14 protein-coding genes, 1 tRNA gene and 1 pseudogene are annotated in these 13,962 nt (G+C 39.1%); 3 read left to right on the top strand and 13 right to left on the bottom strand.

Annotated features, from left to right (window positions below; genetic code table 11):
• Positions 1–4: 4 nt before the first annotated feature.
• Positions 5–928, bottom strand: coding sequence for a hypothetical protein (locus tag IEU71_RS05520; protein WP_004913774.1), 924 nt, complete (start codon positions 926–928; stop codon positions 5–7).
• Between the two features lie 108 nt (positions 929–1,036).
• On the bottom strand, positions 1,037–2,884 hold the full coding sequence (locus IEU71_RS05515; RefSeq protein ID WP_004913777.1) for a ribonuclease J: 1,848 nt from the start codon (positions 2,882–2,884) through the stop codon (positions 1,037–1,039).
• Positions 2,885–3,148: 264 nt separating this feature from the next.
• Between IEU71_RS05515 and IEU71_RS05510 the strand changes: the two genes are divergently transcribed.
• Positions 3,149–3,790, top strand: a complete 642-nt coding sequence (locus IEU71_RS05510) for a hypothetical protein (protein ID WP_004913779.1) — start codon at positions 3,149–3,151, stop codon at positions 3,788–3,790.
• Between the two features lie 76 nt (positions 3,791–3,866).
• On the opposite strand, the gene IEU71_RS05505 is transcribed toward IEU71_RS05510, so the two are convergent.
• Positions 3,867–4,481: an ECF transporter S component gene (locus IEU71_RS05505; protein WP_004914897.1), complete on the bottom strand. Its 615-nt coding sequence runs from the start codon at positions 4,479–4,481 to the stop codon at positions 3,867–3,869.
• A gap of 109 nt (positions 4,482–4,590) precedes the next feature.
• On the opposite strand from IEU71_RS05505, the gene IEU71_RS05500 reads away from it, so the two are divergent.
• A tRNA-Arg gene (locus tag IEU71_RS05500) sits at positions 4,591–4,663 on the top strand.
• Positions 4,664–4,668: 5 nt separating this feature from the next.
• On the opposite strand, the gene IEU71_RS05495 is transcribed toward IEU71_RS05500, so the two are convergent.
• The 3 genes and pseudogenes from IEU71_RS05495 to IEU71_RS05485 form a co-directional block, all read right to left on the bottom strand.
• A complete protein-coding gene (locus IEU71_RS05495) occupies positions 4,669–5,283 on the bottom strand; it encodes an ECF transporter S component (protein ID WP_004914894.1) in 615 nt (204 codons plus the stop codon).
• Between the two features lie 139 nt (positions 5,284–5,422).
• A pseudogene (locus IEU71_RS05490) lies at positions 5,423–6,082 on the bottom strand (ABC transporter ATP-binding protein).
• A 32-nt stretch (positions 6,083–6,114) separates the two neighbouring features.
• Positions 6,115–7,578: an ABC transporter permease gene (locus IEU71_RS05485; protein WP_004914886.1), complete on the bottom strand. Its 1,464-nt coding sequence runs from the start codon at positions 7,576–7,578 to the stop codon at positions 6,115–6,117.
• 167 nt (positions 7,579–7,745) lie between these two features.
• On the opposite strand from IEU71_RS05485, the gene mscL reads away from it, so the two are divergent.
• A complete protein-coding gene (gene mscL, locus IEU71_RS05480; protein WP_004914883.1) occupies positions 7,746–8,126 on the top strand; it encodes a large conductance mechanosensitive channel protein MscL in 381 nt (126 codons plus the stop codon).
• Positions 8,127–8,203: 77 nt separating this feature from the next.
• Here the strand turns inward: mscL and IEU71_RS05475 are convergent, their stop codons facing one another.
• The 7 genes from IEU71_RS05475 to IEU71_RS05445 all read right to left on the bottom strand — a co-directional run bounded on the left by IEU71_RS05475 (position 8,204) and on the right by IEU71_RS05445 (position 13,880).
• Positions 8,204–8,836, bottom strand: a complete 633-nt coding sequence (locus IEU71_RS05475; protein ID WP_004914881.1) for a deoxynucleoside kinase — start codon at positions 8,834–8,836, stop codon at positions 8,204–8,206.
• A gap of 95 nt (positions 8,837–8,931) precedes the next feature.
• The gene (gene ruvA, locus IEU71_RS05470; RefSeq protein WP_004914880.1) at positions 8,932–9,522 is read right to left on the bottom strand and encodes a Holliday junction branch migration protein RuvA; all 591 of its coding nucleotides are present in this window, start codon (positions 9,520–9,522) and stop codon (positions 8,932–8,934) included.
• A 137-nt stretch (positions 9,523–9,659) separates the two neighbouring features.
• Positions 9,660–10,571: an alpha/beta hydrolase gene (locus IEU71_RS05465; RefSeq protein WP_004914878.1), complete on the bottom strand. Its 912-nt coding sequence runs from the start codon at positions 10,569–10,571 to the stop codon at positions 9,660–9,662.
• Between the two features lie 15 nt (positions 10,572–10,586).
• The gene (gene queA, locus IEU71_RS05460) at positions 10,587–11,648 is read right to left on the bottom strand and encodes a tRNA preQ1(34) S-adenosylmethionine ribosyltransferase-isomerase QueA (protein ID WP_004914876.1); all 1,062 of its coding nucleotides are present in this window, start codon (positions 11,646–11,648) and stop codon (positions 10,587–10,589) included.
• A 2-nt stretch (positions 11,649–11,650) separates the two neighbouring features.
• Complete coding sequence (locus IEU71_RS05455) at positions 11,651–12,511, bottom strand: metallophosphoesterase (protein WP_004914874.1); 861 nt, start codon at positions 12,509–12,511, stop codon at positions 11,651–11,653.
• Entirely contained in the window at positions 12,508–13,566 is a 1,059-nt protein-coding gene (ruvB, locus tag IEU71_RS05450; protein ID WP_004914871.1) for a Holliday junction branch migration DNA helicase RuvB, read from the bottom strand. The genes IEU71_RS05455 and ruvB overlap by 4 nt, the downstream gene beginning before the upstream one ends.
• Before the next feature lie 98 nt (positions 13,567–13,664).
• The gene (locus IEU71_RS05445) at positions 13,665–13,880 is read right to left on the bottom strand and encodes a metallophosphoesterase family protein (RefSeq protein ID WP_004914869.1); all 216 of its coding nucleotides are present in this window, start codon (positions 13,878–13,880) and stop codon (positions 13,665–13,667) included.
• Positions 13,881–13,962 lie beyond the last annotated feature (82 nt).

Here is a 13,962-nt window from a genome sequence, read left to right as displayed (position 1 = left end):
AACATTAATTTTCAAAAAAGCTGTTTGTAATTTCATTTACTTTATCATGCCAATATTTTTGCAGTCCAACTTCAGTATGATTTGATTGTCCATAGTAGTGATCTAGACTGCTATCAACCCAGCTGTCAGCATCAATAATCACGTCGTCAGTTTGTGGGTACAAAAGTGTTAGCTCTAATCTCATTTGATGGGCTAACATTTCCAACGCTACAGGATCTTCTTGACCCAATCGATCGTCAATTAATGTCGCAATTTTTTCAAAAACTTCGGAACTCGTCAATGGATTAATTTGGTCAAGACGGATAGTGTAAAGTTGTTCATCTAACCAGCGATATTGAACGGGTTCTTGAATATCTAGCTTTTGTAAATCTTCTAACAAAGTTGCGCGTATTAGCGGCAAGGCAAATGGATCAACTAATAAAAATTTAGCGCCGATAACAAAATCAGCCACCGGTAGCCTTCTAGCAGCCTCGTAACGATTACGTTGCGCATCCAAGTCGTAGTCGCTCATGTGATAAAACTGACGACTAATCGTTGCTAAAGTTGTTGCCATTGTTTCTTTCGCATGATTTTCAGCCGTTCTGATTTCATCTAAAATTTCTGACTGTGTCTGTTCATCATCCCATAACATCGCCAATTGTTGCGCATAAACAAAGCTCTGATTTTGGACTGCCAGTGCAACTATCATGCGAAAATGTGTTTCATCATCGAGATATTCTGCCAAAAAATCGTCAGCATAAGAAGATGCTAATTGATATTGTTCATCCATAAATAAGGCTGTCACTAAGCGATTGTTAATATCAAAAGTCTGCAAACTTTCATATAAATCAGCCAGTGTTTCTGCTGCATCGTGCCAGTTTTCTTGTTTCATTTCCACCTGCGCACGGTTAATAAGTTCCTGTGTTTCTGGCGTAATATGGTCAGTCATTTTTTCGGTCACATAACAAATTATGACAATTAAAACTCAACTCATAATTGTTACGATACTCCTTTCTTGATTAGTCAAAAACCCAACTCACTTGAGTTGGGATTTTTGTTATTCAGCCGCTTTAGGTTGCGGACGGCGATTGTTTGGACGACGTGGTCCTTTCTTAACAGCCTTTGTCACCTTAGTAACATTGGGATTATTTGGTTTTTTTGGTGTTTGGCGCTTATTTGATTGTGCACCAGACTGTGTCGCCGTTGACTTATGGTTATTTGGTCGTCTGTTTTGATTAACTTCCATTACCACGGGCATCACCATTGGGCGACGACGAGTCTGTTCAAACAAGAATCTTGAAAGTACTTCTCGAACACTATTTTTCAGCTCATTCCAGTCAAAATTCTTCGTATTATTGAGGTAGTCTTCAATTTGTTTAATCGTCAAGTCTGAAGCTTCTTTCATTAAGTCACGGTTTGCTTTAACATAGACAAAACCACGCGACGTCAGCTTAGGTTTTGAAACAACTTGCCGTTTTTTACGATCAATCGTCACAACAGAAACAAAAATACCATCTTCAGATAAAATGCGTCTATCACGTAGAACCACATTCCCTATATCCCCAATACCAGCGCCATCAATTAGTGTTTCACCAATTGTAAATGAATCTTGTAACTCAAAGTGATCATCTAACCATTTGAATTGATCACCTTTCATAGCCATCATGATATGGTCTTCGGGAATATTGACTTCTTCAGCAGCGTCTTTTGCGGCCGTCATCACGCGATACTCACCTTGAATAGGCATAAAATACTCTGGTTGCATAATGTTAATCATCATTTGTAAATCATTTCGTGAGGCATGACCACTTGACCGCATATCATTACTGATCTGCTTAACATCTGCTCCCTGCTTAAACAGCATATCACGTGTCTTCGCAACAACACCCTCCATTGCAGTTGAAGGCGTCGTTGTTATAAACACTAAGTCCTCTTCGCCAATATGAACATACTTATCCTCGCCATTAGCCATACGATTCAAATGTTTAATTGGTTCTCCCATTCGACCGGTTTCTAGAATGACGGTTTGACCAGCTGCCAAATTTTTGGCATTTTTCAAATTCACAAAAAGCTTATTTTCAGGGATTGGCAAATCCAACTTTTTCAAACGAATTGCTGTTCTCACGACATTTTCAATATCGTTCCCTGACAAAACCAGTTGCCGTTTTGTTGCAGCAGTGGCATTGATTACTTGCTGAATTCTTTGAATGTTTGAGGCAACTGCAGCAACAATAATACGCTTCTTTTTATTGTCTCGGAAAGTCTCTAAGATATAATCGCCAATTTTCGATTCATTAACTGAGTCAGCGCCACCTTCTGTACCAGCCGCATCGGCCAACAATGCCAAAACTTTACTTTGCCCAACTTCAACTAGACGTGCAATATCTGTCCGATAGTAACTTTCAGCAGTTTGGTCGAATTTGAAATCGCCAGTATATACAACTTGCCCGTATTCAGTCCCTAGCACAATCCCTAGCGATTCTGGAATTGAGTGTGTAGTATTGAAAAATGATACCTTGACATCGCCAAAATCAATTTCCGTTTTTTCATTGACAATATGATAATCGTCGTAATCTTTTAAGGCGTCTTGCTCCTTGATAGCCAGTTTAGCTAATTCAATCGTTAACTCAGAACCAAATATTGGCACATTTACTTGTTGCAGAAAATAAGGTAATGCCCCAATCGCATCAGCGTGTCCATGTGATAAAAATACACCAGCAATTTTATCTGTATTTTTGATTAAATACTCAAAATCTGGTACAACCACATCCACACCGAGTTGATCAGTTTCAGGATATTTCAACCCAGCATCTAAAATAAAAATTTCGTCATTCACAGTCACAGCATACATGTTTTTCCCGTTTTCACGGACTCCGCCAAACGGAATAATACTTAAATTAGTCATAATTCTTCCTTATAAATGGTATTGGAAAATAGCAAGCAACAACGTTGTTTGCTTTTTCTTTTTTCGTATAAATCTTAACAGGATTCTACTGGTCTTAAAACACTGAGGTCATCCTTGTTGCTTGTCTCGATACGTCACTAGTTTCTATTTTAACATACTTTTCTCTCATTTTCTGTTATTATTGGTGTAGCATACTTTCGGTTATTGCTAGTGGATCAGATAATTGGCAATGGCCACCCTACTTCAGAAAGGAATTTATTTTTCATGCAGCGTCAACCCTTTAAAAAGTCTCACAAAAAGCGGAATTTAATTATTGCATTAGTGATCATCGTCGTCCTGTTGATTGTCAGTTTCACAGTTCTTGGACACCAATCAAATAACATCAAAACAACAACTTCATCATCAAGTACCAGTTCAAGTAAAAAGAAAAAAACGACGGCAAAAAAAGCAACCTCTAGTTCAGAAACTACAATGGTATCTTCTAGTAGTGAAGTTGTTTCGGCTGAAAGTTCAAGCACTGTGACTGTGGCACAAGCACCAGCGAGTGCTAGTAGCGAAGTTGCGGCTGCTATTAATAGTGCAAAGCAAAATGCAACACAAGCACCTGTTGATAGTTCAACCAACAGCAGTAGTGTTTCATCAAGTGCCACTTCAAGTAGTGTTGCAACCAGTGTTGGTAATTGGACACTTTCAGCATATAACAATTTAAGCTTAGGTAGCGTCTCGTATGATAGCGTTCAACAAACTTATGGCGCCCCAACCTATTTGACGGCCGATAACCAATATGCCTATGCCACGTGGCAAAGTCAAAGCGGCGCCAAAGTGGTCATTGTATTTACACCGAGTGGCAGTGAAACTAACGTCCAATTGATTGCTAGTAGCAAATCACAAACTGGACTTCAATAATATAAAAAGTCAATTTCAATATCGAAATTGACTTTTTATATTATCACGAAGTTGATGATCATCAAAGCTTTGTATTTTATCCATTAAGGCCAGCCCTTTGCGCCATTGGCACTATAACATTGCCAATAAAAGTAACAAGAATAACACCAGTGATAACTTCAAATAAACTATTAAATGATACGAGACTAACCAGCCATCCTAACAAATTATGATTCGGAATACCAGTAAAATTGGTTTTCATCACTGTAAAACCTACTACTGTGAATAATACCACACCTACTGTATTGATGAGAGCAGATAATGCCCCTAAAGCACCCAAACCGAGTGTACGCAAACCAGCCTTTTTCTGACGAAGCCACCGATTAAATAACCAGCCCACAACAGCACCAATCAAAATTCTTGGAACAAGCGCGGTGAAAGGATTTTGAAACATCAATGAACCAATCGTGCCAGGAGTTGACCAAGCTTGCCATAAAGTAATCACACCCCAAAAACCACCCAAGAACGCACCCCACTTGCCACCTAAAATGATAGCCGCTAGTGCCACAGTAAATTGAATAATTGTAGGCTGCGCGCCGACAATCACAGCGCCTAGTGGAATGTATCCGAGCCATGGCACTAACACTTGTAGCAAAATAATCGCCATAAAAAAGGTCGCTACAATCAAATATTTTGTCTTATTATTGGTCATGATAATCACCTCTTATACTTATCTATTGTTAGTATACATTATTCCATTGAAGATTTCTCAATATAATATTTGTTTTTATCGCCTAAAATCGGTATAATTTATGAGTACCGCGTCCATAGTTTAACGGGATAAAACGGGGACCTCCTAAGTCTTTGCTCCCAGTTCGAGTCTGGGTGGACGCATTTAATTACCCTTTAATGTCAGCTTTTTCTGCAATGAGTAACAAAACACCAGCAACAAGGCCGACTTCAATAAAACCAACTATCATTTCAAAAATTGCATTAAATGAGACAATACCGACTAACCAAGGCAAGATACCATGTGTCGGAATACCAGTAAAATTGGTATGCATGACGGTGAACCCAAAAGCTGTCAACAATACGACACCCGTTGTGTTAACTATCGCAGCAACCGAGCCTAGCAAGCCTAATCCCAAAACCTTCGTACCTGCTTGACGATTGCGGAATAAGGTGTTGAATAGATAGCCAACTAACAAACCAACCAAGACTCTTGGTACAATCGCTGTCAACGGGTTTTGAAACATCAATGAACCAATCGTACCAGGATGTGTTAACGCGTTTATAAATGATAATACACCCCAAAAACCGCCAATAAATGCACCATACTTGGGCCCTAATATAATCGCCGCGATAGCGACTGTAAACTGAATAATTGTCGCAGAGGCGCCAACAACAAATGCGCCAAGTGGTAGCATTCCTAACCATGGTACAATCATTTGAATTAGCACAATAGCCATAAAAAAGGTCGTTACAACCAAATATTTTGTCTTTTTGGTACCCATGTTATTCTCCTAAATGGTTTATGCCATATACTATACATTTAAAAGATAGGGTTGTCAATTAAAAATGCCTGTTTGAAAACTCAAAACAGACATTTTTTATAAGCTTATTGTAATAAAGGCGATACGTATGATAGTAGATTCAAACAACTGTAAACTGACGATTTTTGAGACTGATTTGAATATCAGCAGCTTTGGCAACGTTTGGTTCGTGAGTAACAATTATGACTGTTTTCCCAACTTCGTGAGCCAGTTCTTGAAATATACTAATCACCTCTTGTGTATTTTCTTCATCTAAATTACCAGTGGGCTCATCAGCAATAACAATTTTGGCGTCCACTGCCAACGCTCTGGCAATAGCGACACGTTGTTGCTGACCACCAGATAATTGTTGTACATTTTTGTCAGCCAGTGAGCTGTCAATGCCAAGTTTATTAAGCGTGCTGTATATATAATCTTTATCCCCAGTATGCTTGGATTTTGTCATTGATAAAGCCGAAGCAACGTTTTGAGCGGCAGTCATATAATTTAGAAGATTGTAAGCCTGAAATATAATGGCTACTTTTTGGTTCCGATATTTGGTTAAGCCATAAGATTAGATATCCTGATCATCTAGTGTAATTGTTCCCTCGGATGGCGTATCCAAACCTGCCAAAAAGCTTAACAACGTTGTTTTACCAGAGCCTGATTGACCAACAATACTATAAAGTGTGCGGGGCTCAAATGTCATATTAACATTTTCATATAAAGGGCGTTCCTGCGCGTTATATTGATGTGTCAAATTTTTGATTGCTAATGTCATTGACTAACTCCTTTTGTTTTTTCACGTGGTCCTTATTCATTTGACAAAATCTTTTTGGGCTTCAAGCGGAAGATTGGTGTTGACCCTGCAACAACTGCGATAGCGATAATACCTAATCCTAGTCCACCTAATTCAGCCATCGCCGAACCACTTAGCTTCGTCTTTAAGGTTTGTACTTGGCTACCTGTTGCTGACATTGTGTTGCGATTCGTTTGACCAGTTGTTGGTGCACCAGATCCGCCGCCATTTCCACCACCAAATCCTGCACCGGCTGTGGTAGTCTGTGTAGCAGTTGTTTGCTGTGAAACAAGTTGTTTACCAACAGCATTACCAACAAAATTACCAGCAACACCTGCAATGACTAGTGAAACAACTAATATAGCAAATAATTCAGAGAACAATTGCAGTACAATTTTAACTTTGCTTTCACCTAATGACATTAATACACCAATTTCATGACGACGTTCACGAATCATCAATACAGTGATCAAGGCAAGAATAATTGTGCCAGCAATACCAACAACCCAAACAATTTTATTGGCAAAACTTTGAACGTTTTTCATTGGTTTCATCAGCAAAGCATATGTTTCAGAACTTGAGGTTAAACTGAAACTACTTGATACTAATTTTTTAGCAGCTTTTGTAAAGGCAGCTTCTTTAGAAGAGTCCGTCAGTGTGTAAACAACACTTGTAACTGTGGTACTGTCACCATTTACCGTACCAGCGAATGTATAACTACTGAAAATAGTATTGGCTGGATCAGATTGTTGGCCTGGACCACCTTGTGACGAACTGCCAGAAGTTGTCTTGGCTTTGTAGATACCGACAATCTTCATTTCGTATGTCTTAGAAGTCGTGGCAGTTGTTTTGACTTTAATGGTATCACCAACTTTTAGCTTATTGCTTGTTGCTAATTCACTTTCAATTACCACATTATTCGTATTTTTATCTGCTGATGTTATGCCCCTACCAGAAGTAATCGTATAGGCTTTTGACTTGAAATTAGTTTCGGCAGCTGTTGTGGATACACCACTAATGGTAATATCACCTTGGGTGGATGTATCACCTGATGGCCCGCCTTGAGCACCTCCACTTTTTGATGTTGTTGTAATCGCTGTGAAACCACTCGCATTCACAGAAGCACTGTTACTAAACTGATATCCTGCCACATTACTTAGCGCAGCTATTTTTTCAGCTGTGGTTATACTAACCCCAGGCAAGGAAATAGTTGGTCGCGTCGTCGAGGAACTGCTGCTTGACGATGATGCACTTTCCTGACTTTTTCGCATTGCCGCAAAGGCTTTTTCACGATTAGCGCTTAAAGTAACAGTTGTTCCTGCAGCATTTTTAGCACTATTAGTTGCTTGAATCGCCGCATTTTGGATAATTATACCCGCTAAAACAAAGATCATAATCGCACTCATCACCAAGGTAATGAGTGCAGTTCGACCAATTTTTTGCCGTAAATACAAACCAGCTCGTTTGATAAAATCCATGATAACACTCCTTAAACTTACTTAATGATGACAATATATCAACCAAAAGTTAAACTTATATCAATTAAATGAAAATTAAATGAACAAAACTGTTAATATGTTGGTAAATCAACGATTATCCTGTATGATGGAGTTATATTAGATTAGTAAGATTAGAGGATATTTTTATGTTATCAGAGTTTAAAGCATTTATTATGCGCGGAAACGTGCTTGATTTAGCAGTCGGTGTTATCATCGGTGGTGCATTCACTGGTTTGGTTAAGTCATTGACAACTAACTTGATTGGACCAATCATCGCTTTTGCAACTGGTGGTCATTCAGATTTGGATAAGTTACAATTAGTCATTAGCAAAACGTTAACTTTCAAGTATGGCGCTTTCTTAAACGATTTAATTAACTTCTTGATCACAGCATTTGTTGTCTTCATACTAGTCAAGGTAATTAACCGTGTCTTCAAGGCTAATAAAGAAGAAGCTGTTAAAGTTAATCCTGAACTGGAAGTTTTGACAGAAATTCGTAATTTATTGGAAACAGAGAAAAAAGCTTAATATGTACTTTTAACCTACCATGTTCATTGTGGTAGGTTTTTTTGTTCGAAAAAAAACACCACGATGTGGTGTCAATGTTAACGAATTGCTTTTAGAGCGTCATCAATTTGGTTCAGAATCACTTGTTGATTGTCTTTTTGCTCTAAATCGTATGTTTGTAAATCAATTTTGAGTTTTGGCGAAGCATCATAATCATCAAACCAATCGCGGTAAGCTGACCACATCTTGAAATAGTAATCACGCAATCCCTGATTGTTTTCAAATTGTTCATAGTTGCGACCGCGCTTTTTGATGCGATACAAAATCGTTTCAAAATCAGTCTCCGCATACACCATCAAATCAGGTGCTTTTTTAGGCATTTTTTGCAGTTCAGCCATCATATTATCAAGTAAGCTTGTATAGACATCCATTTCAGCATCTGAAATATTGCCATCTTTATGATTTTCCTCAGTGAACAAAGCGTCTTCATAGATAGAACGATCCAACACATTGTTATCATCAGCAAACGCTTGTTTAATCATGTCAAAACGACGATTCAAAAAATAAATTTGAAGCAAGAAGCCGTATTGCTTTGGATCTGAATAGTAAAGGGGTAGCACAGGATTATCACCTACTGGTTCATAAAATGCTTGTGTACCCATATGCTCTGCAATTAAGCCTGTTAATGTCGTTTTCCCAACGCCGATCATGCCCGCAGTAATAATCACCATGACGACCTCCAATAATTTATTAGCTTACTTATCATACAAAAAAAACGCCTAAATAACAAGGTCAATTCTTGGACGTATTGGCAGTAAAAACCGAACTATTTCACCAACATCTTCAAACCAGAACGAATATAACCATCCGTGGAATCACTTGTTTGACTTAATTGCTCACCTACCACTTTAACATCTTTTTTAGTGTAGCCAAGTGCCAAGAGTGCTTCCAGTGCATCATCAAGTGCACGAGAATCACTTGACGCTGTGGATGATGTTGCCACGCCATTTTCAACCGCTAGATCATCTAATTTACCTTTTAAATCCAATACAATTTGTTGTGCAGTTTTTTTACCAACACCTGGAAACTGTGTTAAATATGCGCTGTCATCATTTGCAACCGCATTGACTAATCCAGTAGCATCAGCGCTGGCCAAAATAGCTAAGGCGCTTTTAGGCCCAATACCAGAAACATTTAAAAGCTTGTTAAACAATGCCTTTTCATTCGCATCAATAAATCCAAACAAACTGATGTCATTTTCTCTGACAATTTGTTGCACATAAACATGTGATTCAACATTTTCCTCAAAACGGTAGGGGTTCGCCGTATAAAGACGATATCCAACGCCACTCCGTGAGGCAATCACGATATAGGCTGGTGTAATATTAGTAATTAATCCGTTAATATATTCGTACATATTCACATTCTCTTTCACTATTAGTGTCATTTTATCAGAAGATTAAGCCATCTGTTTTTCCATATTTTTTCTTGACATCGGCTATTAAATCAGCTTGCTTGAACTACTACCCAAACAAAAGCGTTTAATAACGCGACTTATACGTGTTGATTCAAAAAAGTAGCAACTCGTTCAATATATTCTTTTGGATATTCCTCAAAAGCAGCAACATGACCTGCGCCCTTTGGCAACCATACAACGTGCTCTCCCTGATGTTGCCCGATCAATTCGTAAACCATTTTTGTCGGCACAAAATCATCAGCCAAGCCATGAATAAACAATGTAGGCAATTGACTTTTTGCAATTAAAGGACGAGCGTCTGCCTGAGAGTATTGAAAACCAGCCCGCCAACCAGACATCCAATTTAACACATTTAAAACAGGAAAAGCCGGCAAATGAAACATATGTCCCGCCTGATATTTTAGTTCATCATAGGCACTTGTATATGCCGAATCAGATATTACGGCTTTTACATTATTTGGTAGCTTTTCACCACTGACTGACAGAACCGTTGTGCCTCCCATGGACATCCCCATCAAAACAATTTTCTGACGTTGATCCTTCTGACAGACCATATCAATCCACTGCAGATAGTCAAATCGATCCAAATAACCAAACCCAATAAATTTACCGCCTGATTCGCCATGCGCCCGATTATCTGGAATTAAAACGTTAAACCCTAAATTGTAAAACAAGTCACCAAAAGTTGCCATTCTAGCTTTTGTTATACGCCAGCCATGACTCAAAATAACGGTCTTTTCACTGTGCTGATTAGCGACATACCAAGCTTTCAATGTCAAGCCATCAAACGTAGTTAACGTCCAAGTCTCTCGTGGTAATCGATTAAATCTTTCTTGATTAGCAAATAAGACATTATCCGGATACACATCATCTGGAACAACAGTTTTTTCACTAGCCACTGTGGCCATTCTAAAAAGTTGATTCGTGCCAAGAATAGCACCACCCCAAGCCAAACTTGCGGCTAAAAGTGTTGTTGTTCTTTTTTTCATTCATTTATACCTCTATTATTTGTGAATGAACATGGCATCTCCAAAACTGAAGAAGCGATATTTATCTTCAACAGCATGTGCATAAGCATTCAAAATGTTATCACGGCCAGTAAAAGCAGCCACCAGCATGACAAGCGTTGATTTAGGTAAATGGAAATTGGTTATGAATGCATCCACAACAGTCCAATGATAACCGGGCTTAATGAAAATATCAGTCCAACCAGAATCAGCTTTTAATTCACCGTCAAATTTTGACCCAATTGTTTCTAACGTCCTGATTGACGTCGTACCAGTAGCAATAATACGTCCGCCATTAGCACGCACTTCATTCAATTGATCCGCTGCCTCTTGACTTAATTGATAAAACTCACTGTGCATCTTGTGATCGTCAATATTTTCTTCATCAACTGGTCTAAATGTTCCCAACCCAACGTGAAGTGTTAGCTCAACTGTTTTAACACCCTTAGCTCGAACCTTGTCTAATAATTCAGGCGTCCAATGCAACCCTGCGGTTGGCGCGGCAGCGGAACCATCTACTTTTGAATAAACAGTTTGATAACGCTCTTGGTCAGCTAACTTTTCTTTAATATAAGGTGGCAATGGCATTTCACCTAACTGCTCCAATAATTCCATGAAAATCCCATCATAATGGAATTCAATATAGCGACCACCATGCTCCAATTCGCCAACAACCGTAGCTGTCATAATCGGATTGTCTAAGTCATCCCCAAACACAATTGTCGAGCCAATTGGTGATTTTTTTGCCGGTTTGACCAATGTTTCCCAAACGTCACCATGATCTTGTCGCAACAATAGGACTTCGGCATGACCACCTGTCTCTGGTCGAGCCCCATGTAAACGTGCTGGCAAAACGCGTGAATTATTCATCACAATTGCATCTCCGGCGTTGACATAGTCCAAAATATTATAAAAATGCTTATCCTCATATTGACCTGTCTCTGCGTTAAGGACCAACAAGCGTGAGGCATCCCGCTGCTTTAAAGGCGTTTGTGCAATCAATTCTTCTGGTAAATCATAATCAAAATCTGATAAAGTATAGTGTTTCTCTGTTGTCATTATTAGTTTCCTTTTCCGCCGCTGTTACCAGCCAATCCTGTTGCTTTTTCAAATTCATATCCTGTCTGTGAGACAGCTGCTTTTTCGTCAACTGACAGCTGTTTGTTCACGTTAGGAATGTCAAATCGGTGTAACACGTCTGCATAAGTTAAATGATTCTTGTTGAGATATTCAACCAATAAGGCGAGTTCATGCCGTTGTATGGGTGTCGGTTTATTGATGGTAATGACTTCATCAAATGCCCGCTCGACTTGTCGGTCAAATCGCTTATTTTCCGGCTCAATCACATATGATTGTTCAATCATTTCTAACCGCTTTTTTAATTCCGGCCATAACTTATCAAATGACAATGGTTGACCAAAAGGATATTGTTGCATCAAAACAGAGTCAAGCGATAAATTGACCATACTAGGGCTTTCGTACTCTGCTTCGTGAATGTGACCGTGCACCGACAAAATTGGATATGGCAAATCAATTGCGTAATGGCTTAACCAAACCTGAATGCCATTTATTTTAATAGTCTTTGCCGTATCTACCACCTCAATGAGTTTTGTTTCAGGTGCCTTCAAGGCAGCTTTTAGTTGGTCAGAATGATCATGATTGCCTTTGAAAAAAACTTTTTCCCCTTTTAGGCGAGCCAATTGTGCTACAAAATCTTGCTTCTTACGAAACATACCCAAATCACCTAAAAAATACACAACATCATCATCGTTTACCGTAGCGTTCCATTGGTTTTCAAGATACTCATCCATATTCGTAACTGTGGGATCAATACCTAAATTACGCAATGCATCTGCTCTTGATTTATCAAAATATAAAATTTTCTCATGATTAAAATGTGTATCAGAAATGATAAAGTTCATGTTAGTTCCTCTTGATAAGGTATGCCAAGGTGCTCATAAGCTGCTTGCGTCACCACACGCCCACGCGGGGTGCGTTGCAAAAAGCCAATCTGCAACAAATAAGGTTCAACCATGGACTCTAATGTTTCAGCTTCTTCACCAATATTAGCCGCAATTGTATTTAAGCCAACTGGCCCACCATGATAATAAGCAATCATCGTTTCCAAAAATTTATGATCTGTTTCGTCTAAGCCACGATTATCAACACGTAATTTATCCAATCCAACACTAACAATTTCTTTATCGATTGCTTGTTTCCCTTGTACTTGTGCAAAATCCCTTACCCGTTTTAATAAGCGATTGGCAATTCGCGGTGTACCGCGTGACCGTAGAGCAACTTCATAAGCACCTTCTGGCTTAACAGGTGCATTCAAAATATCAGCTGTACGGACCACAATATGTTGCAACTCTTCTGGTGTATAAAACTGAAGCGCGTTAATGATACCAAATCGATCCCGCAGTGGCTTCGATAACATACCAGGTCGGGTTGTCGCACCGATTAGCGTGAAAGGTGGCAAAGGAAAATGGACTGCACGGGCAGTCGGCCCTTGCCCAACCATAATATCAACAAAATAGTCTTCCATCGCTGAATACATCATTTCTTCAATGTTGGTTGGCATCCGATGAATTTCATCGATAAACAAAATATCACCTGGCTCAAGTTCGTTTAGCAATGCCACTAAATCACCTGGTTTCTCAATAGCAGGACCTGATGTCGTCTTGATATGGACCCCCATTTCATTAGCAATAATCATCGCTAACGTAGTTTTGCCTAATCCTGGTGGGCCAAATAACAGTACATGATCCAGCGCCTCTTCTCGTTGCTTGGCAGCAGCAATATAAACAGCCAGCTCTTCTTTGAGTGGTGTCTGTCCAATATACTCACGTAAATGTTGTGGCCGTAATGATAATTCATCGCGCTGCTCTGCCGCGTTGGCTTCCGCATCACGTAATAGTTCATCAACCTCAGTATCTTCTTCGTACCATTGATTAAATTGTGGTCCTTTTTCTATCATATCAATTATTATACACGTTTATGACAACGTAAAAAAGCCATTCTATCGACGATAAAATGGCTTTTTAAAAAGAATGGATAATCCACAACACGTTACTATTACCGTGCAACAATCACTGTCAAATCAGACAAATCCTCATGTCGACGATTATAAAACTTCACTGTATATTGTTTGTCACTAACTGTCAAAATAGCATACGTACCACCCAAGTTAGCGTGTAATCCTTTGGGAATAGTGGTAGAGCCAGGATTAATAAATAGCTTACCTTGATAGGTAACAGCGCCTTCTTTATGCGTATGTCCAAAAAGCACCACTTGCGTGAAGTGAACCCCAATAGTTGGACAAAATAAAATTAATTAACTAACAGACTCAGTGGTGAGTTGTCGATATTGAACC

This window comes from Leuconostoc falkenbergense (genome assembly GCF_014634805.1).
GTDB lineage: Bacteria > Bacillota > Bacilli > Lactobacillales > Lactobacillaceae > Leuconostoc > Leuconostoc falkenbergense.
This window is presented reverse-complemented; position numbering and strand designations above follow the sequence as displayed.

Coding starts and splice junctions, on each gene's coding strand:
- IEU71_RS05515 (WP_004913777.1), bottom strand. CDS start 2,884: ATGACTAATTTAAGTATTATTCCGTTTGGCGGAGTCCGTGAAAACGGG.
- IEU71_RS05485 (WP_004914886.1), bottom strand. CDS start 7,578: ATGGATTTTATCAAACGAGCTGGTTTGTATTTACGGCAAAAAATTGGT.
- IEU71_RS05510 (WP_004913779.1), top strand. CDS start 3,149: ATGCAGCGTCAACCCTTTAAAAAGTCTCACAAAAAGCGGAATTTAATT.
- IEU71_RS05520 (WP_004913774.1), bottom strand. CDS start 928: ATGACTGACCATATTACGCCAGAAACACAGGAACTTATTAACCGTGCG.
- ruvB (WP_004914871.1), bottom strand. CDS start 13,566: ATGATAGAAAAAGGACCACAATTTAATCAATGGTACGAAGAAGATACT.
- IEU71_RS05495 (WP_004914894.1), bottom strand. CDS start 5,283: ATGGGTACCAAAAAGACAAAATATTTGGTTGTAACGACCTTTTTTATG.
- IEU71_RS05465 (WP_004914878.1), bottom strand. CDS start 10,571: ATGAAAAAAAGAACAACAACACTTTTAGCCGCAAGTTTGGCTTGGGGT.
- mscL (WP_004914883.1), top strand. CDS start 7,746: ATGTTATCAGAGTTTAAAGCATTTATTATGCGCGGAAACGTGCTTGAT.
- queA (WP_004914876.1), bottom strand. CDS start 11,648: ATGACAACAGAGAAACACTATACTTTATCAGATTTTGATTATGATTTA.
- IEU71_RS05505 (WP_004914897.1), bottom strand. CDS start 4,481: ATGACCAATAATAAGACAAAATATTTGATTGTAGCGACCTTTTTTATG.
- IEU71_RS05475 (WP_004914881.1), bottom strand. CDS start 8,836: ATGGTGATTATTACTGCGGGCATGATCGGCGTTGGGAAAACGACATTA.
- IEU71_RS05455 (WP_004914874.1), bottom strand. CDS start 12,511: ATGAACTTTATCATTTCTGATACACATTTTAATCATGAGAAAATTTTA.
- ruvA (WP_004914880.1), bottom strand. CDS start 9,522: ATGTACGAATATATTAACGGATTAATTACTAATATTACACCAGCCTAT.